At 41.7% G+C, this 24,507-nt stretch carries 23 protein-coding genes; 17 read left to right on the top strand and 6 right to left on the bottom strand.

The annotated features are described in order from the left end of the window. The first annotated feature begins 34 nt into the window (after positions 1–34). The 12 genes from AACW45_RS20685 to crtO all read left to right on the top strand — a co-directional run bounded on the left by AACW45_RS20685 (position 35) and on the right by crtO (position 13,610). On the top strand, positions 35–1,696 hold the full coding sequence (locus AACW45_RS20685; RefSeq protein ID WP_190634350.1) for a phage tail sheath family protein: 1,662 nt from the start codon (positions 35–37) through the stop codon (positions 1,694–1,696). 183 nt (positions 1,697–1,879) lie between these two features. Next, entirely contained in the window at positions 1,880–2,341 is a 462-nt protein-coding gene (locus tag AACW45_RS20680) for a phage tail protein (protein ID WP_190545124.1), read from the top strand. Between the two features lie 161 nt (positions 2,342–2,502). After that, entirely contained in the window at positions 2,503–2,997 is a 495-nt protein-coding gene (locus AACW45_RS20675; protein ID WP_190545121.1) for a phage tail protein, read from the top strand. Positions 2,998–3,008: 11 nt separating this feature from the next. Then, positions 3,009–3,335: a hypothetical protein gene (locus tag AACW45_RS20670; RefSeq protein ID WP_096643395.1), complete on the top strand. Its 327-nt coding sequence runs from the start codon at positions 3,009–3,011 to the stop codon at positions 3,333–3,335. A 199-nt stretch (positions 3,336–3,534) separates the two neighbouring features. After that, positions 3,535–3,915 carry a phage tail assembly protein gene (locus AACW45_RS20665; protein ID WP_190634347.1) on the top strand — a complete coding sequence of 127 codons (381 nt, stop codon included), beginning with the start codon at positions 3,535–3,537 and terminating at the stop codon, positions 3,913–3,915. Continuing rightward, complete coding sequence (locus tag AACW45_RS20660; RefSeq protein WP_096643393.1) at positions 3,861–4,064, top strand: DUF6760 family protein; 204 nt, start codon at positions 3,861–3,863, stop codon at positions 4,062–4,064. Before AACW45_RS20665 ends, AACW45_RS20660 begins: the two co-directional genes overlap by 55 nt. Further along, entirely contained in the window at positions 4,061–6,418 is a 2,358-nt protein-coding gene (locus AACW45_RS20655) for an FHA domain-containing protein (RefSeq protein ID WP_190634346.1), read from the top strand. Before AACW45_RS20660 ends, AACW45_RS20655 begins: the two co-directional genes overlap by 4 nt. Before the next feature lie 478 nt (positions 6,419–6,896). Next, complete coding sequence (thrB, locus tag AACW45_RS20650; RefSeq protein WP_190634344.1) at positions 6,897–7,820, top strand: homoserine kinase; 924 nt, start codon at positions 6,897–6,899, stop codon at positions 7,818–7,820. 9 nt (positions 7,821–7,829) lie between these two features. Beyond that, positions 7,830–8,339: a hypothetical protein gene (locus AACW45_RS20645; RefSeq protein ID WP_190634341.1), complete on the top strand. Its 510-nt coding sequence runs from the start codon at positions 7,830–7,832 to the stop codon at positions 8,337–8,339. Positions 8,340–8,822: 483 nt separating this feature from the next. Then, on the top strand, positions 8,823–10,436 hold the full coding sequence (locus AACW45_RS20640) for an NAD(P)H-quinone oxidoreductase subunit 4 (RefSeq protein WP_190634338.1): 1,614 nt from the start codon (positions 8,823–8,825) through the stop codon (positions 10,434–10,436). 644 nt (positions 10,437–11,080) lie between these two features. Next, positions 11,081–11,842, top strand: a complete 762-nt coding sequence (locus tag AACW45_RS20635; protein WP_190634337.1) for an LmeA family phospholipid-binding protein — start codon at positions 11,081–11,083, stop codon at positions 11,840–11,842. Positions 11,843–11,915: 73 nt separating this feature from the next. After that, positions 11,916–13,610 carry a beta-carotene ketolase CrtO gene (crtO, locus tag AACW45_RS20630; protein ID WP_190634334.1) on the top strand — a complete coding sequence of 565 codons (1,695 nt, stop codon included), beginning with the start codon at positions 11,916–11,918 and terminating at the stop codon, positions 13,608–13,610. 57 nt (positions 13,611–13,667) lie between these two features. Here crtO and AACW45_RS20625 read toward each other — a convergent pair whose 3' ends face one another. Then, positions 13,668–15,149, bottom strand: a complete 1,482-nt coding sequence (locus AACW45_RS20625) for a site-2 protease family protein (RefSeq protein ID WP_190634412.1) — start codon at positions 15,147–15,149, stop codon at positions 13,668–13,670. Between the two features lie 188 nt (positions 15,150–15,337). Between AACW45_RS20625 and AACW45_RS20620 the strand changes: the two genes are divergently transcribed. After that, positions 15,338–16,036: an MBL fold metallo-hydrolase gene (locus AACW45_RS20620; RefSeq protein WP_190634332.1), complete on the top strand. Its 699-nt coding sequence runs from the start codon at positions 15,338–15,340 to the stop codon at positions 16,034–16,036. Between the two features lie 75 nt (positions 16,037–16,111). Here AACW45_RS20620 and ctpA read toward each other — a convergent pair whose 3' ends face one another. Beyond that, positions 16,112–17,368 (bottom strand): carboxyl-terminal processing protease CtpA, encoded by a 1,257-nt coding sequence (gene ctpA, locus AACW45_RS20615; protein ID WP_190634331.1) that lies wholly within the window; start codon positions 17,366–17,368, stop codon positions 16,112–16,114. A gap of 366 nt (positions 17,369–17,734) precedes the next feature. On the opposite strand from ctpA, the gene petB reads away from it, so the two are divergent. The 3 genes from petB (at position 17,735) to AACW45_RS20600 (ending at position 19,969) form a co-directional block, all read left to right on the top strand. Beyond that, positions 17,735–18,382: a cytochrome b6 gene (gene petB, locus AACW45_RS20610; protein ID WP_045867444.1), complete on the top strand. Its 648-nt coding sequence runs from the start codon at positions 17,735–17,737 to the stop codon at positions 18,380–18,382. A 218-nt stretch (positions 18,383–18,600) separates the two neighbouring features. Further along, complete coding sequence (petD, locus tag AACW45_RS20605; protein WP_096643383.1) at positions 18,601–19,083, top strand: cytochrome b6-f complex subunit IV; 483 nt, start codon at positions 18,601–18,603, stop codon at positions 19,081–19,083. 448 nt (positions 19,084–19,531) lie between these two features. Then, a complete protein-coding gene (locus AACW45_RS20600; protein ID WP_190634329.1) occupies positions 19,532–19,969 on the top strand; it encodes an ATP-binding protein in 438 nt (145 codons plus the stop codon). A gap of 77 nt (positions 19,970–20,046) precedes the next feature. On the opposite strand, the gene tsaB is transcribed toward AACW45_RS20600, so the two are convergent. Both tsaB and AACW45_RS20590 read right to left on the bottom strand, forming a co-directional pair. Then, positions 20,047–20,712 (bottom strand): tRNA (adenosine(37)-N6)-threonylcarbamoyltransferase complex dimerization subunit type 1 TsaB, encoded by a 666-nt coding sequence (gene tsaB / locus AACW45_RS20595; protein WP_190634327.1) that lies wholly within the window; start codon positions 20,710–20,712, stop codon positions 20,047–20,049. Positions 20,713–21,250: 538 nt separating this feature from the next. Further along, on the bottom strand, positions 21,251–21,499 hold the full coding sequence (locus AACW45_RS20590; RefSeq protein ID WP_096643380.1) for a Ycf34 family protein: 249 nt from the start codon (positions 21,497–21,499) through the stop codon (positions 21,251–21,253). A gap of 86 nt (positions 21,500–21,585) precedes the next feature. Here AACW45_RS20590 and AACW45_RS20585 point away from each other — a divergent pair, with 86 nt between their 5' ends. After that, positions 21,586–22,860 carry a CCA tRNA nucleotidyltransferase gene (locus tag AACW45_RS20585; protein WP_190634325.1) on the top strand — a complete coding sequence of 425 codons (1,275 nt, stop codon included), beginning with the start codon at positions 21,586–21,588 and terminating at the stop codon, positions 22,858–22,860. Positions 22,861–22,957: 97 nt separating this feature from the next. On the opposite strand, the gene AACW45_RS20580 is transcribed toward AACW45_RS20585, so the two are convergent. Both AACW45_RS20580 and AACW45_RS20575 read right to left on the bottom strand, forming a co-directional pair. After that, the gene (locus AACW45_RS20580) at positions 22,958–23,317 is read right to left on the bottom strand and encodes a hypothetical protein (protein ID WP_190634323.1); all 360 of its coding nucleotides are present in this window, start codon (positions 23,315–23,317) and stop codon (positions 22,958–22,960) included. Positions 23,318–23,345: 28 nt separating this feature from the next. Further along, entirely contained in the window at positions 23,346–24,371 is a 1,026-nt protein-coding gene (locus AACW45_RS20575) for an ABC transporter permease (protein WP_190634321.1), read from the bottom strand. Between the last annotated feature and the right edge of the window lie 136 nt (positions 24,372–24,507).

Genomic DNA, 24,507 nt, shown 5'->3' with positions numbered 1-24,507 from the left:
GCCATTAACTTTTAACTAAATTGGAGAGACTTTTATGGCTAGACTAGATTACTTTGCACCTGGTGTCTATGTTGAAGAAATAGACAGAGGTAGTAGACCAATAGAGGGTGTCAGCACTGCAGTTGGCGGATTTGTTGGCTTTACCGAAGATATTCGTGATGGGGCTGAACTATTTAAGCCCATGTTGGTCACCAATTGGACGCAATATCTTAACTACTTTGCCCGTCCTAACTCCGATGGCTTCACCGATTTCAACGCTTATTTACCCTTCGCCGTTTATGGCTACTTTATGAATGGTGGCGGGCGCTGTTGGATAACTAGTATCGGTACACAATTACCAGGCGCACCCAAACCGCCAAATCCCGAACCAGCCAGCATTCGCATTAGCGGTCGCGGTAATCGTCCTACCCTCCGGTTGACATTACGCCCCGAACAAGCAGCAGGCGGTGCAATTAACATTTTCATTAGCGATAGCGGCCCTCGTGCCTTACCAGAAGGTACAGAAGGCGAACAACCACCAAATACAGGGGAATACTTTACCGTCCAAATCCGTCGGGGTGATGAAGTTCTCGAACAATATGAGAACTTAACTATGAATCGCGAAGTTCCCGGACAAGTAGCAACTTATGCGATCGCGGCTTTGAGAGGTTCCATGTATGTCAACGTCGAAGATATTTCTCAATCTGGACAACCTTTATCTCGGCGTCCGACTAATGGCCAGTATGAACTAGCGCCCCCCATTGTCGCCCAAACAGTTGATAGATTTTCGCGAGACTTTGAAGGAGTCCGCGACGATCGCACAGGGGTCAGAGGGATTTTTGAAATCGATGAAATCACCATGCTAGCTTGTCCCGACTTAATGCGGGCTTATCAATCAGGCGTGATGAACTTGGATCAAGTCCACGGCATCATGGAACTAATGATTAGTATGTGTGAGGGTTCTGCTAGTGGCGACATTCCCAACCCACCCAACCGCATGGTATTAATCGATCCACCACCAGAACAAACCAAACCCCAACAGGTAGTGGAGTGGTTAAACAGATTTAACCGCCGTTCCATGTTTGCGGCGCTGTACTATCCTTGGATTAAAGTACCCAACCCACGCGATCGCGGTAATCCCATCCTCATCCCTCCTTGCGGACATGTCATGGGTGTGTGGTCGCGTACCGACGAAACCAGAGGCGTTTACAAAGCACCAGCTAACGAAGTACCTAGAGGCGTCATCGGTCTAGGTTATGAAACCAACTTCCGCGAACAGGAACTGTTAAACCCCTTAGGAATTAACTGTATACGCAGCTTCCCCAATCGTGGTATTCGCATCTGGGGCGCAAGAACACTAGTAGAACCAGATAAAACCGAGTGGCGTTACATCAGCGTCCGCCGCTTAATTAGTTATATTGAAAAATCCATCGAACTAGGTACTCAATGGGTAGTTTTTGAACCCAACGATGAAGATTTGTGGGCTAGAGTCAAACGCACCGTCAGTAACTTCCTAGAAAGAATTTGGCGTGAAGGTGCCTTATTTGGTGCATCACCAGAACAAGCATTTTATGTTAAATGCGATGAAGAACTTAACCCACCAGAAACCAGAATTTTAGGACGTTTATACATCGAAGTCGGTGTTTGTCCAGTCAGACCAGCAGAGTTTGTCATCTTCCGTATTAGCCAATGGAATGGCATAGAAGATGAAGAATAAACTTTCTTAATTCACTCGATTTTATCAGTGCAGGACTTACGCAAAAACTCTCAAATTTTTATTAATCTGTGTCCTCTGTATTTGGTGCGGTTTATTTCTCCCTCAACCATGCGTAAGCCCTGTTTATATCCTCAATTTTGGATTAAAAATCCACCAGCCACAATCATAAATAGGAGTTAAATCATGCCCGGTCAACCAGAATTATTAGCTGCTTGTCTATTTTATTTTGAAGCAGATGGAGTTACAGAGAAATCTATTAAAGAAATTAGCGGGTTAGGTGTAGAAAACACCCCAGCCCAAGAAGTACATGGTTCGAGTAAAAGCGGTAAAATTTGGCGACAAGCAACTCCTACCGTTACCAAATTTACGAATATTACCCTGAAAGTAATTGCCACCGCCGATGTAGACCTTTATCAATGGTACCAAAAGTGTAACGAGGATATGGGTACACCTCGTCAATGGGATCAAAATCGGAAATCAGCTTCTGTAGTTGCCTATAATCAACAACTCACAGAAGTGGCGCGCTGGAATATTGTCAATTGCTATCCTGTGAAATATACAGGCCCAACATTAACAGCTTCTAGTGGTGATATGGCTACAGAAACAGTCGAATTAGTTCATGAAGGTGTTAAACGTGTTAAATAAATTTCCCTAATTCATAGTTTCTCATTTAGGGCTATTTACAATCTTTGTGAAACCTGACTGTTGAGGTTTTATCAAGCAGCGTGAAAAGTCAGTTTTGACAGGGAGGAAAATAAACTACTGGATTTTACTCCCTGTCCTCTGTCTTGATTTGGTAAAAAAAAGTGGCTCAAGCAACTGAAAAACTTCCAGAAATTCTTGCTACCCATAGGTTCTATTTAGGATTGACATTAGACGGTCAAAAAGATAATAGTGATTGCTACTTTTTAGAATGTCAAGGTTTTAAAAGAACCCAAGATGCCATTGAAGTCTGTGAAGTTACCCCTAACAAATGGGGAGTAGCAGCTAAAGGTTTAGTAGTTAGAACTAAAATACCTGGAAATGTCAAAAGTGGCAATATAACTCTCAAGAGAGGGACAATTGCTAACTCTATGGTTTTTTGGAAATGGTTTGAAGAAGTGCAAAATGGTAAATGGGCAAATCAGCGAAAACTCATGGCTTTATCTATTTATAATCAAGCCAGTCAAGAAGAAGCGAGATTTGAATTAGCGGGTGCTTGGCCTGCTAGTTATAAAATAGCTGATTTAAACGCCCGCAGCACTGACTTACATATTGAAGAACTGGAGATTGCTTTCGAGGAATTTAAGCGAGTGAAGTAATCAGGAGAATTATGTTCCCGACAGAGTTTGAATTTACATTACCCAAGGGGTATCTAGACGCAGAAGGTAACCTCCATCGCCAAGGTATCATGCGTTTATCAACAGCGATAGACGAAATCGCACCACTGCGCGATCCCAGAGTTAAAGCTAACGAAGCTTACGCCACCATTATTATTTTGTCACGTGTCATTACTCGCTTGGGCGCTCTCTCGGAAGTAAATCCTGCGATCGTGGAAAATTTTTTCTCCCAAGATTTAAATTACCTCCAAGATTTTTATCGTCAAATCAACGGTTTAGAAACAGCAAATTCTCCAGCAGTTCTAGTCAATAGTCAATAGTCAATAGTCAATAGTCAATAGTCCATAGTCCATAGTCTATAGTCTATAGCTCATAGTTCAATATCCAATGACAAATGACCATTGACCATTGACAATCTTAAACTCCCGACTTCTACCCTCAAAGGACTAAAAAAGAAGCCGGGACTTTGCCCTAACTGCTCAAAACCTATAGAATCTATAATCTAAAACTAAAATTGTTATGGGTCGTAAGCAAGATAATCTCGTTACTGAATTTAACTTTATTCTTCCTAGAGGATTGATTGATAGCCAAAACCGAGTTCATCGTCATGGAGTGATGCGTTTAGCTACCGCCAAAGATGAAATTGTGGTACAACAAGAGCGCAAAGTTCAGGAGAATCCAGCCTATGGTACTTTGGTAATGTTAGCACGAGTTATTACCCGCTTAGGTAGCTTAAACTCTGTTAGTCCCGATTTATTAGAAGGTCTACTATTGCATGATATTGCTTATCTGAGAGAATTTTATAATCGTATTAATCAACAAGGAAATGTCGAGATACCCACACAATGTCCTCATTGCAATACTCAATATTCAGTCGAGCTAAAACTCGCGGGGGAGTAGTCAGCTACCCCTCTGATACCTTATATGAGGAGGTAGCTTTCATCGCTTATCACTTCCACTGGTCACAAGATGATATTTTTAATTTAGAGCATAAAACCCGTCAACGCTGGGTTACAGAAATTAATAAAATTAACCAAAAATTAATATGAAAATAAAAGTTAACTACTCACCAACCCTAAATGAAGTTAACGAACTTGATTTAGCATTAGCAACTACACCAAAAGGAGAATGCATTATCGGTCGTTCTCCTGATTGTGATGTAGTTCTAGACAGTCCTGATGTTAGTAGAATACACGGTAAATTCTTTATTCAAAGTGGAAATTACTATTTCTGCGACCTTGGTAGTAGAAATGGCTCGATCGTTAACGGTAAACTAGCAGAAAAAAATAGCCCCTTCTTATTAAAGGATAAAGACATTATTCGCATTGGCGATTACACGATGATAGTGGAAGATATAATTCCAGCATCAGAACAATTGGCAGAAACAGTATTTAGAACGATAGATCCAGCCATATTTTCTGGGCGACTTAGCGCTAATCAAACTCCAGAAGTAGTCAGTCAATCTGAAGTAGAAGTTAGCCAAACACAAAACGAAGTAGAAGCCACAGAATTAGAAGAAGCAATTAATGCTCTAGAAAATATCTTAGAAACTTCAGACGAAACTGGTGAACTAGAAGCTGATGTAAGTACACCAACAGCAGAAGAAGAAGTTACCTTTATACAATCCCAAGATGTTGATGTTATTACACCAACACCAGAAGCGGTAAGTGAAATTCCTGGGACTATTAATCAAGAAAGTGTCGCTACACCAGAATCAGAAGAAGTCACTTTTATACAACCTCAAGATATCATTACGCCAACATCAGAAGCAGTAAGTGAAATTCCTGGAACTGTTAATCAAGAAAGTGTGGCTACCCCAGAACCCGAAGAAGTCGGCTTTATAGAACCTCAAGATGTTATTACGCCCACATCAGAAGCGGTAAGTGAAGTTCCTGGGACTATTGATCAAGAAAGTGTGGCTACCCCAGAACCCGAAGAAGTCACCTTTATACAACCCCAAGATGTTATTACGCCTACACCAGAAGCGGTAAGTGAAACTCCTACAACGATAAATGAAGAAAGTGTTGCAACATCAAATGAAATTCCTGGAGATATTAACCAGCAATATCTTGATGAAGATGCAGAAATTTTGCGAGAATTCACAATAGTTCAACCACGAGATATTGCCAGCCAATCATATCAGACGGTGAGCGAAGTTCCTGCCGATATTAATGAACAAAATATCCTGGAAAAAGAGGAAATTCTCCAAGAATTTACTAATGTACAACCGCGAGATATTCTTGCTCAACCACCAGAATCAGCTAGTGAAGTTCCCGCAGATGTGGCGGAAATTTTACAAGACTTCACTATTGTGCAACCCCGTAATGTAAATCTACCTTTTGAGTCAATTAGCGATACTGACGAAAGTATTAGCAATGAAGATGCTGTAAATGAAGTTAACGTAGATATTGCACCAGTAGAAGCCCCAGAATTTGTTGATAACTTTACTCCAGAATTTAGTCACGATGAAGAAGGTACATTTACAGAAGATGTGCTGATTGTCTCCGGCTCTATAGTTAGTGGTTCATCCGATATCGTGAGTGAAGTTCATGATATTAGTGCTGATGATACATCAATAGTTGAAACACCAACCGAAGTAGTCAGTGAAGTGAGTCAATCAGCAGATATCAGCGATCACGAAGTTAATTTGATTGCCAATAATACAGAAGAATTAGTTGCAGATATTGGAAATTTAGAAACTGCACAAGATGTTGATGCTGTATCTCCAACAGTTAATGAAGTTGCGGAACCAACTAATATTGAATCTTTAGAACAACTAGAAGAATTAGTTGTTACTTCTAAATCTGAACCTGAAACTGCAGAAGATGAAACAACGCCAGAATTAGTTGTTACTTCTAAATCTGAACCTGAAACTGCAGAAGATGAAATCATGCCAGAATTAGTCAGTAATCAAACTTCAGAGTCAATTAGTCAAACGTTTGCCGAAATTTTTGGCACAGAAAAAACACTATCTGATGAAATAGCCGAACAACAAATACCTGTAAGTGAGCCACAAGCAATGATCAGTCAAAAAAATATAGTTCTTATAGCTCACGACAGCAAAAAATCAGAATTAGCTGATCTGGTAAATCAACACAAAGAATTTTTCTCACAGAGTCTGACTGTTGCTTGGCCATCTATCAGTGAAGTTTTAAGTCAACAAGCAGGTATCACTGTTAGTCAACAAATTCCAGCCGCTACATCTGGAGGATATCAAACTATTAATTCCTTGGTAAATTCAGGAGAGGTTTTAGCAGTAATTTTCCTCAGAGATTTTCTCATACCTCAGCCTGGTCAAGCTAATGAAGAAGCATTCTTAAGAAGCTGTAACATTAACCAAGTTCTCCTTGCAACTAATTTACCAACCGCAGAGGCGATCGTGCATTATCTCAAACATTTGTAGATCAGCTATTCTGCTTTTAAGTTGCACAATCCATCATGAGGGCTGTTGACTGTTGACAGCCCTTAGGGACTTCCAAATAAAAAAACATCCCAATCATTAACTTACTAAGCCCGCAACTCGTAGGGGCGGGGTTACCCCGCCCCTACAATTTGGGATAATTTATTTTCTGGAGTTCCCTTATTAGTAGTTATGCAATTTAGATGGACATTAGCTTATACCAATTCTCTGTGAAGCTGCACATAAACGCCCGCAGGCTAGAAGCCTGGGGCTAAACAAACAAAGCCTGCCTACGCAGGCTAAATTATATGCATCTTCATATTAAATTGGTATTACATGCATCAAGCACAGGAGTAGGCGCAAAGGAAAAATAGCTAATCCCCAATGCCCAATGCCCAATGCCCTATGCCCTATGCCCAAAAAAATGCGCAAATCAATCATTTACATGGGATGCTGGTTGATTGATTAGTGAGATTTGCAGATGTCTGTTGTTTCTGGTGTAACTGTTACTGTTCCCGCCACCACTGCTAATTTGGGGCCTGGTTTTGACTGTATCGGTGCAGCTTTAACGCTGTACAACGTGTTTAATTTCAGTCGTCAGGATGAAGGCGGGTTAACTATTCATGTCACGGGTGAGGAAGCTGACGGGGTACAAACTGATGAGAGTAATTTGCTCTATCAAGCTTTTGTGAAGCTATATCAATATATAGAGCAAATACCGCCAAGTGTGAAAATTGAAATTCAGCTAGGTGTACCGTTGGCGCGGGGTCTGGGTAGTTCAGCGACTGCAATTGTTGGGGGTTTGGTTGCGGCGAATCAATTAGCTGGGGAACCTCTCTCGCAGTTGCAAGTAATGGAATTAGCGATCGCAATGGAAGGACATCCAGATAATGTAGTCCCGGCTTTATTAGGCGGATGTCGTCTGGCGGCTAGCAATGGTGCAGCTTGGGAAATTTGTGATGTACCTTGGCAGGAAAATATTATTCCAATTTTGGCGATTCCTGATTTTGAACTTTCTACTTCCGAGGCGCGGCGAGTTCTCCCCACTGAATTTAGCCGTGCTGATGCTATTTTCAATACCGCCCATTTAGGATTATTGCTGCGTGGTTTGGCAACTGGTAAGGGAGAATGGTTAAAGACAGCTTTGCAAGATAAATTACATCAGCCCTATCGTAAAGCTTTGATTCGTGGTTACGATGCCGTGAATATGGCGGCTGTAGCGGCTGGTGCATATGGCATGGTAATTAGTGGTGCAGGGCCGACATTATTAGCTTTAGCCGATGCAGAACATGCTCAAGCTGTAGAAGCAGCGATGAAAACTGCTTGGCAAGCAGAAGGAATTACAGCTGTAGTGCGATCGCTTTCTCTGGATAACCAAGGCGCGAGAAGCGTTAAACAAGGATAAACAGGAATTATGCAGCAAATAGTCTCAGAAATAGCAGCCATTCGCCAGCAAATTCAGGCTCTCGAACAAGAACGCGCCAGCTTCACTGTAAATAATATAGTGCCCAGCGAGCATAATTCACCCAGCGCGATCGCCGAAGCTTACCGTCGCTTTGCCAGAGAAAATGCTCAACTCGCGGTAGAAATTAAAGGTATTGATGATGCGATCGCCGCCTTGGAACTTCAGCTAGAACAAAAACAAGTAGAACTTGCAAATTGGCATATTAATTCTAAACAACTCACCCTCCAGCAGCAGCTAGAAGAAGCTAGAAGTGTCGCCCAAGTTCATGCGCAACGCATTAATCAACTCGCTGGCGAACTAGCAACCGAAATCCGTCTGCTGAAATCTTGCGCCGATGAGCTAAGTCCCTTGTATTGGCAAGTTTATTACAAACCCTTCATTACCGGCTTCAAGACAATCTCCGTTCCTCACATCCGCTCAGATGGTGATGTGTGGACAATTGTCAACCGTATTGTTTAACTTTAGCAGCCATCACTATATATATAGTGATGCAACAACATTCAGCCCACAACAGTGGGCTTTGTAATGATAGCCACAGGCTTACAGCCTGTGGGCGTTATATCGGATTAGCAGCTATCTTCAATCAAAATTACCCCCTTAACAATGGCGCGAGTAATCACTCACAACAAAGCTTTACCAATTGAGTTACAAAGAATTGATTGTTTCTTCCAGCAAATTTCTAAATTTAACTTTTGCTATAAGCCTATCACTGACTAGCTTTCAGCCCATCCGCAAAATTCTGGTTTGAAATTTACAAAAAAATAGACCACACATTGACGTTGCAAAACTTTACAATTAGAATGGTGGACGGCAAAACGATGAGTATTTATCTCTATCCAAATCTTAAGATTTACTCTCGTAGGGATAAATTACGTTTACAAAACTACAAGCTCGTTCATATACTGTAATCAAAAGAAAATTGTAAATCAATTGTCAAAAGTGATGAGTCTTATTCAAGTCCCTTGGCTAACAGCCATAATACTCTTGCCCCTGATGGCATCCCTAGCCATCCCCTTGATTCCCGACAAAGAAGGTAAAACCGTTCGCTGGTATGGTTTGGGAGTAGCACTAGCAGACTTTGCTCTAATGATTTATGCCTTTTGGCATCACTACGACTTCCAAAACTCCGGCTTCCAACTAGTAGAAAAATATTCTTGGATACCACAGTTAGGATTGAACTGGTCTGTAGCAGTAGACGGTTTATCAATGCCTCTAGTGTTACTAACCGGCTTAATTAACACCCTAGCAATCTTCGCGGCTTGGAAAGTAACCAACAAGCCGCGTTTATTTTATGCATTAATGCTGGTGATGTACAGCGCCCAGCTTGGCGTGTTTGTTGCCCAGGATTTACTATTGTTCTTCTTAATGTGGGAAATCGAGTTAGTACCTGTATACTTACTAATTTCCATTTGGGGTGGTGCAAAACGCCGCTATGCTGCGACTAAGTTTATTATCTACACTGCTGCCGCATCAATATTTATTCTGATAGCTGGTTTTGCAATGGCATTCTCTGGAGATACTGTCACCTTTGACATGGTGGCTCTAGGAATGAAAGATTATTCTACAGCATTTGAACTATTAGTTTACGCAGGTTTCTTAATTGCCTTTGGCGTGAAAATGCCAATTTTCCCTCTACATACTTGGTTACCTGATGCTCACGGTGAAGCCTCTGCACCTGGTTCCATGATTTTGGCTGGTGTATTGCTGAAAATGGGTGGCTATGCACTCATCCGTTTTAATATTGAAATGTTACCTAATGCCCATGTAACTTTTGCCCCAGTATTGGCAATCTTGGGTGTAGTAAATATTGTCTACGGTGCTTGCTGTGCCTTCGCTCAAACTAACCTCAAACGTCGTTTGGCTTACTCTTCAATTGCCCACATGGGGTTTGTATTGATTGGGATTGCTTCCTATACAGAAATTGGCATTAGCGGCGCTGTTCTCCAGATGGTTTCTCACGGTTTAATTGCTGCTAGCTTGTTCTTCCTCTCTGGTGTAACTTACGAACGTACCCACACCTTGATGATGGACAAAATGGGCGGTATGGGTAAAGTAATGCCCCGTACTTTTGCTCTATTCACAGCAGGTTCAATGGCTTCCCTCGCTTTACCAGGAATGAGCGGATTTGTCGGTGAATTGATGGTATTCCTGGGTATTTCTAGCAGTGATGTTTACAGTTCTAGCTTCAAAGTTGTAGTTGTATTACTCTCCGCAGTTGGCGTAATTTTGACTCCGATTTACTTACTGTCGATGTTGCGTCAAGTATTCTACGGTAAGCAAAACGAAGAGTTACACCTCGATAAATTCATCCCTGATGTTAGACCCCGCGAATTGTTTATCACCGCTTGTCTTTTAGTTCCCATCATCGGTATTGGTTTATATCCCAAGTTAATCACCCAAACTTATGATGTCAAAGCAGTACAATTAGCTGCTCATGCACGCCAAGTTCTACCAGTAGTTGCTCATCAGCAACCATCAAGCCTCTACTCTCGTTTGTTGAAAGCTCCAACATTGGCTGCTTCTCCAGTTGAAAATTTGGTTAATATTACTGAGTAATTATATTTTTCACTAAGGGTGCTGCAAGTAAATTCTAAATATGAGGGGAAAATAGGTGGTTGCAAGACCACCTATAATTTTATGTATTTTTGCCAGAGAATTAATTTCAAAAATATATAGGTCGGGGTAATTAAATATAATGCAATACGGTTCAGTTAGCGTCAAAAAACTGATTTGGCGTAGGTTGGGTTGAGGGACGAAACCCAACATTTTCGGCGCTTTGTTGGGTTTCACTTCGTTCAAACGCCAGTTGCTACAACGGGGGGAACCCCCCTTCGGGTTCGCCAGTCGCCTGCGGAGGGAAACCCTCCCGCAGCGCTGGTCTCACCGCAATGCACTGGCTCCCCAACCTACATTTATCCTTAACTGAACCGTATTGAAATATAATGCTCAATGGTCAATCGTCATTTGTCATTGGTCATTGGTCAGAGACGCGATGAATCGCGTCTGTACAATTGTTAGTCGTCTTCCTTGTCCTCCTTGTCCCCCTTGTCCTCCTTTCTGTGTCCCTTTTATTTACATAGGATTCCTATATAAACATTTGTTTCTATCTTCCCAGTTACATATACCGTACTATAGATACCATCCTGAGCCTTCAAAGACTAAATTTAGTAGGTAAGCGGATACTAGGAGTATAGAAACTCATGCCAGATAAGCCAAGGCTGGAGGAGCAAATAATATCACAAGCAGCAGAAAATACCTTAGCTAACCGACTGGATGAAGTAGAACAAATAGACGTAGATGTGCGCACAGACTTGTTGAAAGTCGCTCAGGGACAAGTGGAAGAAGTTTCCCTAACTGGTAAAGGTCTGGTGCTGCAAAAAGATATCCGCGTACAGGAAATCAAAGTCAAGACAGATAGCGTTGCTGTCAATCCTTTAAGTGCGATTTTTGGGCAAATAGAACTAAATGAACCAGTAAATGCGATCGCGCGTATAGTTATGACAGAGGTTGATATTAACAATGCACTGTCCTCCGATTTAGTTAAAAGCCAAGCACAAATTTGGCAATTAAATGTAGATGGTGAAATTGTCAGTTTTCATCTGCAACAAATCCAGGTATTACTGCCAGGTAGCGGTAAAATGGAATTTATCGGCAATGTGTTGCTAGAAGAAAAAGGACAAAGCCATCCGTTAAGTTTTACTGCAAGGGTTAGCCCACCTACAAATTCACAGCCCTTGATGTTAGAAAGTTTTAACTGTACTCAGGGAGAAGGCGTTTCAGTCCCTCTAATTGCAGCTTTAATGCGTAAGCTGAAAGAATTGCTGCAATCATCTTATTTTGCATGGGACAATATGATGTTACGCATCAAAGATATAGAGGTTCAAAAAGCAAATCTCATACTTTTAGTCGAAGCCCATGTAAAGCAAATCCCCTCTACAGAAAATCTACCCTTAAGTAAGTAAATTCTGCATTCAAACCATCAAAATTTACTTACTATTTTGTGTGTCAATCTCTTTAATTCTCTAATTTCCGAATATGCAAGAATACGATGTTGTCATTATTGGTGCAGGACATAACGGTCTAGTTTGTGCTGCTTATTTACTCAAAGCTGGCTATAGCGTTTTACTATTAGAAAAGCGTTCTGTTCCTGGTGGTGCAGCGACAACAGAAGAATGTTTACCCCAAGAAGCACCAGGATTTAAATTTAATTTGTGTGCTATCGATCACGAATTTATTCATTTGGGGCCAGTTGTAGAAGAATTAGAACTAGAAAAATACGGTTTAGAATATCTGGAATGCGATCCAGTAGTTTTCTGTCCTCATCCTGATGGTAAATATTTTTTGGCACACAAATCTCTAGAAAAAACTTGTGCAGAAATTGCACGTTACAACGAACGTGATGCGAAAAAATACGCCGAATTTACCGACTATTGGCAACGAGCATTAGGGGCAATGATTCCCATGTTTAATGCGCCACCAAAGTCAATTATAGATATTCTCGGCAACTACGATATTACAAAACTCAAAGATTTATTTTCTGTCATTGGTTCGCCTAATAAAACGCTGGATTTTATTCGCACCATGTTAACCAGCGCTGAAGATTTACTAAATGAGTGGTTTGATGAAGAATTTCTCAAAGCACCCCTAGCCAGATTAGCCGCCGAACTTGGCGCACCACCATCACAAAAAACTATTGCTATTGGTGCAATTATGATGGCAATGCGTCACAATCCTGGTATGGCTAGACCTCGCGGTGGTACTGGCGCACTTGTCAAAGCTTTGGTGAATTTAGTTACTAGTAAAGGTGGGGTGATTCTCACAGATCAGCATGTAGAAAAAGTGTTGATTGATGATAAAAAAGCAGTAGGTGTGCGGGTAGCTGGTGGTAAAGAATATCGAGCTAAATATGGCGTTATTTCTAATATTGATGCCAAGCGTTTATTCTTACAAATGACTGATAAAAGTGATATTGATGCAGTCGATCCGGATTTATGGGAAAGATTAGAACGGCGAATTGTTAATAACAATGAAACAATTCTCAAAATAGATTTAGCCTTAGATGAACCATTACGCTTTCCTTATCATGCACATAAAGATGAATATCTAATTGGTTCTATTTTGATTGCTGATTCTGTTGCTCATGTAGAACAAGCTCATAGTAAATGCACTTTAGGAGAAATTCCTGATTCTGACCCATCAATGTATGTTGTTATGCCCAGTGCTTTAGATCCAACTTTAGCACCACCAGGTAAACATACTGTGTGGATTGAATTTTTTGCTCCTTACCAAATTGCAGGTGCAGAAGGTACTGGTTTAAAAGGTACTGGTTGGACAGATAAATTAAAAAATAAAGTCGCAGATAAGGTTGTTGATAAATTAGCAACCTATGCACCAAATGTGAAAAATTCAATTATTGCTCGGCGTGTAGAAAGTCCAGCAGAATTAGGAGAAAGATTAGGCGCTTACAAAGGGAATTATTACCACGTTGATATGTCTTTAGATCAGATGGTATTTTTCCGCCCATTACCAGAAATAGCCAACTATAAAACACCAATTGATAATCTATTTTTAACTGGTGCGGGAACACATCCCGGTGGTTCTATTTCTGGAATGCCAGGACGCAATTGTGCTAGGGTATTTTTACAAACCAAACATCCGATTGCCCAGACTTTAAAAGATGCGAGAGATTCCATTAAGTCTACTGTCGGTTCTGTGTTTGGAATTATGTAGTTTTTAGCATCAAAAAGCAAAGATACGAAGGAACATTTTGTGTCTTTGCTTTTTTATTTAAATCTGTAAAAGGTTAGCGATCGCCTGCGGTAATGGCAGTACAATAATCACCAATAATGCCATTGATAATAAACCCAAAATATCCCGTTTATTATCCAGTTCTGTAACATCATTAAGGGCTGGTTCATCAACTAAGGGTATGAGTAATAAGATGATTGCCCAAATGAAATATTCTGATTGGATAAAAGACAGTAATAACAGCAATAAACGCGCTATTTGCCCAATAGCGATCGCAGTTCTTTGTCCAAAGATAGCGTGAACAATATGACCGCCATCTAATTGTCCTACAGGCATTAAATTTAAGGCGGTGACAATTAATCCTAAAAATCCAGCAATTGCAACTGGATGTAAGTTAATAGCCGACGTTGCAGTTAAACTATTTCCTAGTGCTAATTTGGCAAGTATAGCTATCAAAATAGAATATTTAGGATTCAGCGCCTCTGGATTTAACATACCAATTTTTGGGTTTAAAGCCACCACTTCTGAATGAGCTAAACCCCAAATTAATAAGGGTAAAGTGACAATAAAACCAGCAATTGGCCCGGCAATACTGACATCAAATAAAGCTTTGCGGTTAGGGATTGGACTCCGCATTTGTATAAATGCGCCAAATGTGCCTAAGAAAAAAGGCACGGGGATAAAATAGGGCAAGGTGGCGCGAATTTTGTAGTATCTAGCTGTTAAATAATGACCGAGTTCATGGATACCCAAAATTGTCATTAAGCCTAAAGCATAAGGTAGCCCTTGAAGTAAAAGCTGGGGATTGGATTGTAATGCTTTGGGAGTGACACCAGCAATTGACGAGCCAACTAAGGTAGTAGTTACTAAAGTAGCGAGTAACAGCACCAGTGCTACTACTGGGCGGGTTAATTTTTCTGGTTTGGGAGAATTAACCTGTTTTGCTGCTTGAGTGTTGGGAACAAGGACAAAGAAAGGTTTGCTGTTGATACCTTCTTGAAATATCAGCAAAAAGCGATCGCCAAATTGGGCTTCGATATTAGACTTAATTTGCTGATAAGCCTGAGTGGGTGAAGTTCGCAATTGACCGCGACAAATCACCGCCTGGGGTCGATACTCAATGTTTTGAATGTAGTATGTAGACCAGGGAAAGCAATTTCGCAGTTGGGTTTCTTCCGTTGGTTCGATGGGACGCACTGTCACTGGTTCTGCGGTAGGATGGATAGCCGATTGTGTTGCTTCTATAGCTTGTGGTTCTGTTTGTTTCTCTCTGGGCGATCGCCTTCCCCATTGAAATAACAGCCAGTATAACAAAATACAGATTATTGATGACCACAGAATCAGCGATGCTGGCGGCGGTACTTTTGTCCCATACCGCAGCGTCCACCCACTCAATAAAAATGCTGGGGTCATTAAAACCAGCCACAATAACCAGACGGGTGTCTGGGTGCTATGGGCGACAACACGCTGCACCATTAGATAAGTAGCTAGTCCCAGTAAAAGGAGAAACCAAAATGTCATTTGCTCTTCGGTAATTGGAAACAATGTCTTACTAGTAGGGTTAGCACCACATCTGTGACTACTAGCCAGACTTAAAAAACCCCATTTTTTACCCAAAGGTTAACAACAGTTGTTAACTCTCCAGCTTGTAGCCTGCTGCAGTTTAACTGTGTAACGATTGATTACAACTCCTCAGTTTCGGTTTTTTTATGTGTCCCTTACCTCAACAGCCAAATCATACAGTTAAGCCACCAAGGGCTGTACTTGATAGTATTTATGCTTTTCCACCAAATCGGGACACATTAGGGGGAACCTCTTATTTTATTGTAAGAAATGAAAGTAATATCCTCATTGATTGTCCGGCTTTAGAACAGACAAATTTAGATTTTGTGCGATCGCATGGTGGTGTTCGCTGGTTATTTATCACTCATCGCGGTGCTATCGGTAAAACAGCAGAAATCCAGCAAGAATTGGGTTGTGAGGTCATAATTCAAGAGCAAGAAGCATATTTATTACCAGGCTTAACTGTAACTACCTTTGCTAAAGAACTGACTTTAGATAACACCGCCCAAGTATTTTGGACACCAGGACATTCACCTGGCTCATCTTGTCTTTACTATGACTGCTTGGGCGGCGTGCTATTTTCCGGTCGTCACTTAGTTCCCAATCTTCAAGGAGAGGCAGTACCATTACGGACAGCCAAAACCTTTCACTGGCCGCGACAACTAAAAAGCCTCAAATACATATTAGAACGCTTCACCCCAGAAACCCTAGAATACCTTTGCCCTGGTGCAAATACTGGTTTTTTGCGGGGCAAAGGTGCGATCGCTCAAGCTTATCAGAGTCTGGCTCGATTTGAGGACAAGGGGGACAAGGGGGACAAGGAGGACAAGGCAGATAAATTATAAATGCCCAATGCCCAATGCCCAATGCCCAATGCCCCATGCCCCATGCCCAATGCCCAATGCCCAATGCCCAATGCCCTATGCCCTATTCCCCATTCCCACCACTACTTGATTTTTCGTCAAAATTTCCACAGCAGCTTGATATTGTTGATCTGCTTCTGTTCCTATTTGTTCGCGGGTAATTGCATCTTGGGGAATAATTTTGTCTGGTTTGATACCTAGTTTGTTAATATCTCGGTGTTGGGGAGTTTCATATTTAGCAATGGTGACTGCCAAACCAGAACCATCTGATAATTCAAACAAGGATTGAATTAAGCCTTTACCAAAGGTGGTTTCCCCTACGAGTTGGGCGCGACCGTTATCTTGGAGTGCGCCGGCGAGAATTTCGCTGGCACTGGCAGTACCTTGATTGACTAAAATAACTAAGGGATCTGATGTCAGAGCCGGGCCAAAAGCCTCAAAACTGCCTTGAATGCCTTGGCGATTGACAGTGTAGACTATGGTGCCAGAATCTAGCCACAGGCGAGCAATTTCAATTCCGGCTTGTAATAGCCCTCCAGGATTATTGCGTAAATCTAAAATGTAGGCAGCCGCACCTTTTTTTTCTAAACTATTAATGGCATGTGCCAGTTCCATTGAGGCGTTGGCATTAAATTGATTGAGGCGTAAATAGCCAAGGGGCGTACCTTGGGGGGTGACGCGCAATTCTGAGATGACAGGATTTAAAGCAATGCGATCGCGTACTACCCTAAATTCTTGCTCGTCTACACCCTCCCGTTCAATTAATAGGGTGACGAGACTGCCAATCGGCCCGCGCATTTTAGCCGCAGCTTCATCTAGGGTAAGATTTTCTGTGGAAACACCTTCAATTTTCAGGATGCGATCGCGCGGTCGAATTCCGGCTTTATCTGCGGGCGAACCTGCGATTGGTGCAACGACTTCTAACTTACCAGTTTGAGAGTCTAGAGCAATTTGCAAGCCTACCCCGGTGAGTTCTCCAGAAGTATTTACCTGTAAACTCCGGTACTGTTCCGGGTCTAAAAACCGGGTAAAGGGGTCGTCTAAGCTTTTGAGCATATTCTGAATCGCTGCATAAGCTGCTTCCTGACTTTTCAGAGGTTTCTCTAAAGCCTTTTGCCGCACCGATGCCCAATTTTGATGATTAAACGTTTCATCTAAATAATTTCGATTGACTATTCGCCAAACTTCTGATACTAATTTCTGTTCTTCCGTCAAAGCCGTTGCTGGTTGAGGAATTGCCCCCCAAGCCAGCCACACCGCCATCAACAATGAAAATACCCGTCTCAAAACCTTTTTGTCCATGAACAAGCCCATGTTGAATTCCACCTCAAGCCGAATTGCCTAGAACTGCCCAGTTGCTTTGTTTTTGATGAAATCTATCTCTCGATTATGTTACTTTTTTTATAGAAGTGGTGCATTAGTCTTAATCAAGTTGTTAAGTCAGCCGATCGGCTTGCATCCCACTCAACAAACGATAAGATCTACTTTGTGCCCATAATTTAGTGTTGGTTTGCCTCACAAACGCAATACATACCATGTTTACAGAGTGTTAAGTTTATTAAAAGTCTTATCACTCTGACGCCTTAAAAGCAAACGACCACAAACCTCTTTGCTAAAATCCCAAAATTGCTAATTGGGAGATTTATCAACCGCACCCGATTTTTAGGAACTTGAGATTGTATGGCCAACGTTTACGACTGGTTTGAGGAACGCTTGGAAATTCAAGCGCTAGCTGACGACGTTACTAGCAAGTACGTTCCTCCCCACGTCAATATTTTCTACTGCTTGGGTGGCATTACCCTGGTTTGCTTTCTCATCCAGTTTGCTACTGGGTTTGCCATGACCTTCTACTACAAGCCAACTGTTGCTGAAGCTTACTCTTCAGTACAGTACATCATGACGGAAGTAAACTTCGGCTGGCTGATTCGCTCCATCCATCGTTGGTCTGCCAGCATGATGGTGTTGATGATGATTTTGCACGTTTTTCGCGTGTACCTCACTGGCGGTTTCAAAAAGCCCCGCGAATTGACCTGGGTAAGTGGTGTAATCCTGGCTGTAATCACCGTTTCTTTTGGTGTAACCGGCTATTCACTACCTTGGGATCAAGTAGGATATTGGGCTGTGAAAATCGTTAGCGGCGTTCCCGAAGCAATTCCTGTGGTTGGTGTACTAATCTCTGATTTGCTGCGTGGTGGTTCCAGCGTCGGCCAAGCTACCCTAACTCGCTACTACAGCGCTCACACATTTGTGCTGCCCTGGTTGATTGCGGTATTCATGCTATTCCACTTCTTGATGATCCGCAAACAAGGCATTTCTGGGCCTTTGTAATTTCCGCCTCATACCTAACAGGCAATGGCGATCGGTTTCAAGATTGAGTTGTTTGTTTTAAACTGATGAACAATGAGACAAAAACTTGATATTTGAAGCTGAAAGTTAAAGAAACCCGCCTGCGCAGATTATTTAAGATCCGCAGGCTAGGGTTACCTGATAGCTGATGGCTTTTACAAATGCTTTAACTCAACTTAAGCAGGAGAGCATATTTAAAAATGGCAACACAGAAGAAACCCGATCTCAGCGATCCTATCCTTAGAGCCAAGCTGGCTAAAGGTATGGGCCATAACTACTATGGCGAACCAGCTTGGCCTAATGACCTACTGTATGTGTTTCCAGTGGTAATTATGGGATCTTTCGCTTGCGTCGTGGCTCTAGCAGTGCTAGATCCCGCGATGAACGGCGAACCAGCAAATCCTTTTGCGACACCATTGGAAATTTTACCAGAGTGGTACTTGTACCCTGTATTCCAAATTTTGCGATCGCTTCCTAACAAACTCTTAGGAGTATTAGCGATGGCTTCAGTACCACTGGGACTAATTCTCGTTCCCTTTATTGAGAACGTTAACAAGTTCCAAAACCCCTTCCGTCGTCCCGTTGCTACCACAGTATTCCTCTTTGGTACACTTGTAACTCTGTGGTTAGGTATTGGTGCTGCTTTACCTTTAGACAAATCTTTGACTTTGGGCTTGTTCTAAATTAGTCACCAAACAGCAGTTTGACGCCTGTGATTTTCCCTAGCATGTAACGAATTTATGATATATGACAATCTGCCTCAATTAACTGGCAGTTATAGCTCATAATTTTCGTAATATATGCTTGTGAAAAATAATTCACAGGCGTCAATTTATATATATTAGGTTGCATCTTAAATATTTAGTTTTAAACTTAACTGGCTTTTAACCAGCAATCCCCCACAATATCTTGATTTTCTTGATGTTGATTTATTCAGATACTACTCTTCCTTGGTACTGGGATAATGTACTAAAATATGTCCGGTGTGATAGCCAATTATCAATTTTTTTTGGCTGCTAACTCCATCTACAATCCCTTTGACCTGCTCTACCAAAATATCAAAACCCAGGAAGATCAAAAATATAAATTGTCAACAAATCCTCACTTATTAAATAATTCAAGTCACGGTCAATGCTTAGCATAGTGCAGCGAGACCATCTGACGGTGAAGAGCGAACTTAAGCTCTTAAACCAAGTACAACAATGGTTTGAAAAATTCTGTCGGCAAAATTTATCGGAAATAAGCTGGTTAGAAAACCAACTCTATCGGCTGAACTTGGCGTTAGCAGAAGGCTTTACTAACGCAGTTCGTCATGCACATTCTGCTTTACCGCCGGACACAATTATCGAGATTGAAGTTTGTCTGTGGATGGACAAACTAGAAATGCGAATTTGGGATTATGGACAACCGTTTAATCCAGATGCGATCGCCGAACCAAAACCCGGTACTCTTCAAGTAGGCGGTTACGGCTGGTATCTCCTGCGACGTTTAGGCGATCGTGTGGTTTACGAACGTGGTTCCGATGGGCGAAATTGTCTAGTAATTGTAAAACATGCGACAGAGCAGTAGTTAATAGTCAATAGTCAATAGTCAACCGTCAACAGTCAACCGTCAACCGTCAACCGTCAACCGTCAACCGTCAACCGTCAACAGTTAACATTCTCTACGGGATGTTGACCATAATAAGGCAAAGCCTCACTCCAGTGGGGACGCTTACCTTGTTGCCAATCTAGGTAAGCTAGTGACAAAATGCTAGTGACTGTGGCTGCTAAGTCAGATTTGGCTTCAATTAATTGATAATTAGTCTGCCAATTTGCTAGCGTTTCTTGCCAAGCTTCCGGTGTAAATACTGTATCTGGTAATAAAGCTGTTAATCCCAAATTATCGGGCTGAATTTGATAAATCCCGCCAAAAACTTGACCTCTTTGCGCCGCCATTTGAATAGCGATCGCATCAGCATTTTGATTTTTACTAATTTCTGTCCAAGCAACTGCGGCTAAAGTAGAAACCGCGAATACCGGAATTTCTAACTGTTGTCCTAAAGTCCGTGCGAGAACCACCCCAATCCGCGTACCTGTAAAACCACCAGGCCCTTTGGCAACTGCCAGAAATGCCAAATCTGACCAAGTTTGTGGTTGAATAAATTCAATTAAGTATTGATGTATCAGGCTAGATAAATCCCGCCCTAAATTCCATACCTGAGAGCGAGAGTCACCTGCAAAATTATTAATTGCTAAACCTAATTCAGGTGTTGTAGTGTGCAGTCCCAAGCCGTATTTTGTAACGGAAAGATGTTCTAGTTTAGTATTCAAAATAAATTTAAATATGTTTCTTTTATCACTTTAGAAAAAACCATATTTAAAAGTCAACTGAAGCAAAAAATTAAGTTACAGCCTATTTCAGGGAAATTGGTTATGCAGGTAGGCGTATGGTACTGAATCTGTGTCAACTTAAGTTCAAACGCTTACCCAACAGATCGCCCACAGGCTGTAAGCCTGGGGCTAATGTTACAAAGCCCACCTACGTGGGCTAAATTTTCTTAGCCCATGTAGGTGGGCTTTGTTCAATTAGCCGCACCCTTCGAGGGTGACGGCGGTTTATTGGGTAAACGCGGGGTTGGGGATGAGGATAAAACCTTTTCAACCAAAAGGGTTTCGCGTTAAGTTGACCACAATGGACACTGCCATGACCTGATAATTATCTGTACCTCATCAACTTGCAATCTGTTGTAAGTTGGCGTGAAAAAACACACTATTTCCAGCAATTTGAACGAGTGGATGGGAAATATCTGCCAATTCACAAATATTCCCAAATTCCTCGCCCCGTAAAAGCTTATACTTTATCACATCGTCAAGTTGGGACTAGTTCACCCGGACGCAATTTCGCCCATTTACCAGTTTCTTGCTTAAAGCTGAGACAACCGACTACATCCCATTCCATTTCAATGATTTCCCCTTGGGTGCGGATATTGACATTGATTGAGGGTTCATTGGGGTCAAAAGTGGGTGTTTCTGTTAAATGGGGTTGTTGATGCTGCGTTTCTACGGCATGATAGGTTAAACATCGGTCTACATAGTGGCAATTCACGCAAATACACATAATAGAGCCAACTCCAGGAACCTTTATTGTTAATCTAGCTTAAGCCAAAGTTATATTCACTAGTTTCTGGGTTGATTTTTATTACAATGCATAATTTAGTTTCTTCTACCTTAGCTCCAGAAAATTGGCCGTTTAGCATAGATTTATTACCACAACCAGCATATATGGTAGGTGGTGCGGTGAGGGATGCTTTATTAGGTAGAAGTCGCGAATACTTAGATTTAGATTTTGTTATTCCTACAGATGCAGTTAAGGTAGCACGCGCGATCGCGCATCATTATCAAGCAGGTTTTGTTCTTCTCGATCCACAACGACAAATTGCGCGTGTAGTCTTCCCTAACGCTACAGTTGATATTGCTCAACAGGAAGGCGCGAGTTTAGAAACCGATTTGCACAGGCGGGATTTTACCGTGAATGCGATCGCCTATAATCCCCATACCCAAGAAATTATCGATCCATTGCAAGGTTTGGCTGATTTAGAAACGCGAGTTTTGCGGATGGTTTCGCCAAAAAACTTAGAAGACGATCCTTTACGTTTACTGCGAGGCTATCGACAATCAGCCCAACTTGGTTTTACTATCGAAACCAATACCCAGCAAACAATACGTTCTTTAGCTTCACACATCACCACAGTAGCCGCAGAACGAGTCAGGGTAGAAATTGGTTATTTATTAGCAAGTTCTCAAGGTAATCATGCGATCGCTTCTGCTTGGTTAGATGGTGTACTCGCACCATTCTTTAAAAACGCCACCAGCGAAAGCTTTGAGAACCTCACCGCAGTTGACAAAGCCGCCGACTATATCGCCAAAAATTGGCAACCTCTGGGGGTTGAACTGCAACAATACATCCGCGATACTATCAAAACCACGCGCTTAGGTATCGCTAAACTTGCTTGTCTTGTCCACCCTCATCCAGAAGCTGCGGAAATTGAGCTAACGGAACTCACCTACAGCCGTGCCGAAATCCAATCTGTGACTACAGCCCTCAGACTGTTCCCAAGGCTAAAAACACCTGATATGTCTATTAGAGAACAGTATTTTTTCTTTCAGGAAGCAGGCACTGTATTTAGTACTGCTGTAGCGCTGGCCTTAGCTTTTGATAATCTGGTAGGGGCGATATCTGGAGATAAATCGCTCTGCGTTTACGCACCTTTAATCGGCCGCTACCTGAACCCTGATGATCTGGTCGCTCATCCCGCTCAAATTGTGAGTGGGAAGGAGATTATTATAGCATTAAATCTTTCTCCGTCGCCATTAATTGGTAAATTGCTTACAGAAATTGCTATAGCTCAGGCTGAAGGAAAAATATCTACACCAGAAGAAGCGATCGCTTTTGCAAGCAGCTTACTTGATACGCTTTGAAATATTGAAGCAGAAACGGGAACGCATACAAACCCCCAGGGCGAAAATGTAGCTTGAAAAATAGGCGATGATTTTAATCTAGTAAGTTGCGATTACATTAATGACTGGCAACAGTTTCAGATATATTCTTCATTCTTTCAGCATCTACAACTTTATCCCGTTGTTTAAACTCGTCCAACAAACTGAAGAAATATTCAAAACCTGCCTTTTCATCATGGCAGTAAAGCATAATCATCTTTGACCATGAACTTACAGTGGTTATTCCTAACTTTTTTTGTAACCAAGGTTGAAATTCTCCATAAAAATCATCTTCCTCATCAGTAGGTTCAATACCTAGCTCACTGCGAGAACATTCATATCCCACTAAAAACATAAATAAATCGCTCACTGAAGGACGACCAAGATACATTCCTGGCTTGGTTTTAATTTTTTCTAAGATCTCAAAAACTCCACTCATCCTGATCAATAAACCAGATACTGATGTCTTAATACCGAATTCGCGGATCGACGTAAGCATTTAAAATATCAATTAAAATACTAGCGCTGACAACGATCGCGCCGAAAAATACCAACACGCCTTGGACAATGGGATAATCGCGATCCGCGATCGCTTGATACAATCTATTAGCTAAACCAGGCCAAGAAAATGTGACTTCAGTTAAAATCGCTCCCCCTAACAAAGAAGCAAAGGTTAAACCTAAAACTGTAATCACTGGAATCAAAGCATTTTTTAAAGCATGGGCAACTAAAATCTTACCTTCAGGAATACCTCTAGCTCTAGCTGCTTCTACATAATCTGCTTGCAGAGTTTGCTTTAAATTCACGCGCACAATTCGCTCAAAAATTCCACTTAATAAAATACCTAAAGTTAAGCTAGGAAGGGCGATATGATGCAATGCTATGAAAAAATGACTGAAGTTACCCGCAAGTAAGCTATCAAGAGTATACAAACCAGTAATGTGAGTTGGTGCGGTAAGGTTCGGTGGAAAGCGATTAGAGTTAGGAAACCAACCTAGTTGTACTGAAAAAATCAACTGAAGAATCATCCCCGCCCAAAACATTGGTAATGCGTAAGTTACTATTCCAAATAAACGTCCTCCTACATCTACAACTGTACCCGGACGAGAAGCGGAAAGCGTACCGACGAAAATACCAACAATCAGCGCCACTGCCATACTAAATACAGCTAACTCTACTGTAGCGGGGAAATATTGTCCGATAATTTCTCCTACATTTTGTCCCCGACTAGTTAAAGAAGTTCCTAAATCAAATCGCAGTAAATTTCCTAAATAATTTAAATATTGCAACCACAAAGGTAAGTCTAAACCTAATTGTTGACGCAGTTCCGCCTTTGCACTTTCTGGCGCACGCCCACCTAAAATTGCATCGGCTGGATCTCCTGGTGTAGCTCTCAATAAGAGAAATACAATCGTGACAATTGTAAATAGCTGAAGTGGTGCTAAAAGTAACCGGGAGACTATGTAATATTGTAGAGCTTTGGAGCGAGACATATTTAGTCAAGAGTCAATGGTTAATCGTCAATAGTTAATGGTCAATAGTCATTGGTCATTGGTCATTTGTCAAGATAAACGCCCACATGCTGTAAGCCTGGGGCTATAATACGAAGCCTACCTACGCAGGCTTTGT

The sequence above is a fragment of the Calothrix sp. FACHB-168 genome (assembly GCF_963889195.1).
GTDB classification, from domain to species: Bacteria; Cyanobacteriota; Cyanobacteriia; order Cyanobacteriales; family Nostocaceae; genus Aulosira; species Aulosira anomala_A.
This window is presented reverse-complemented; position numbering and strand designations above follow the sequence as displayed.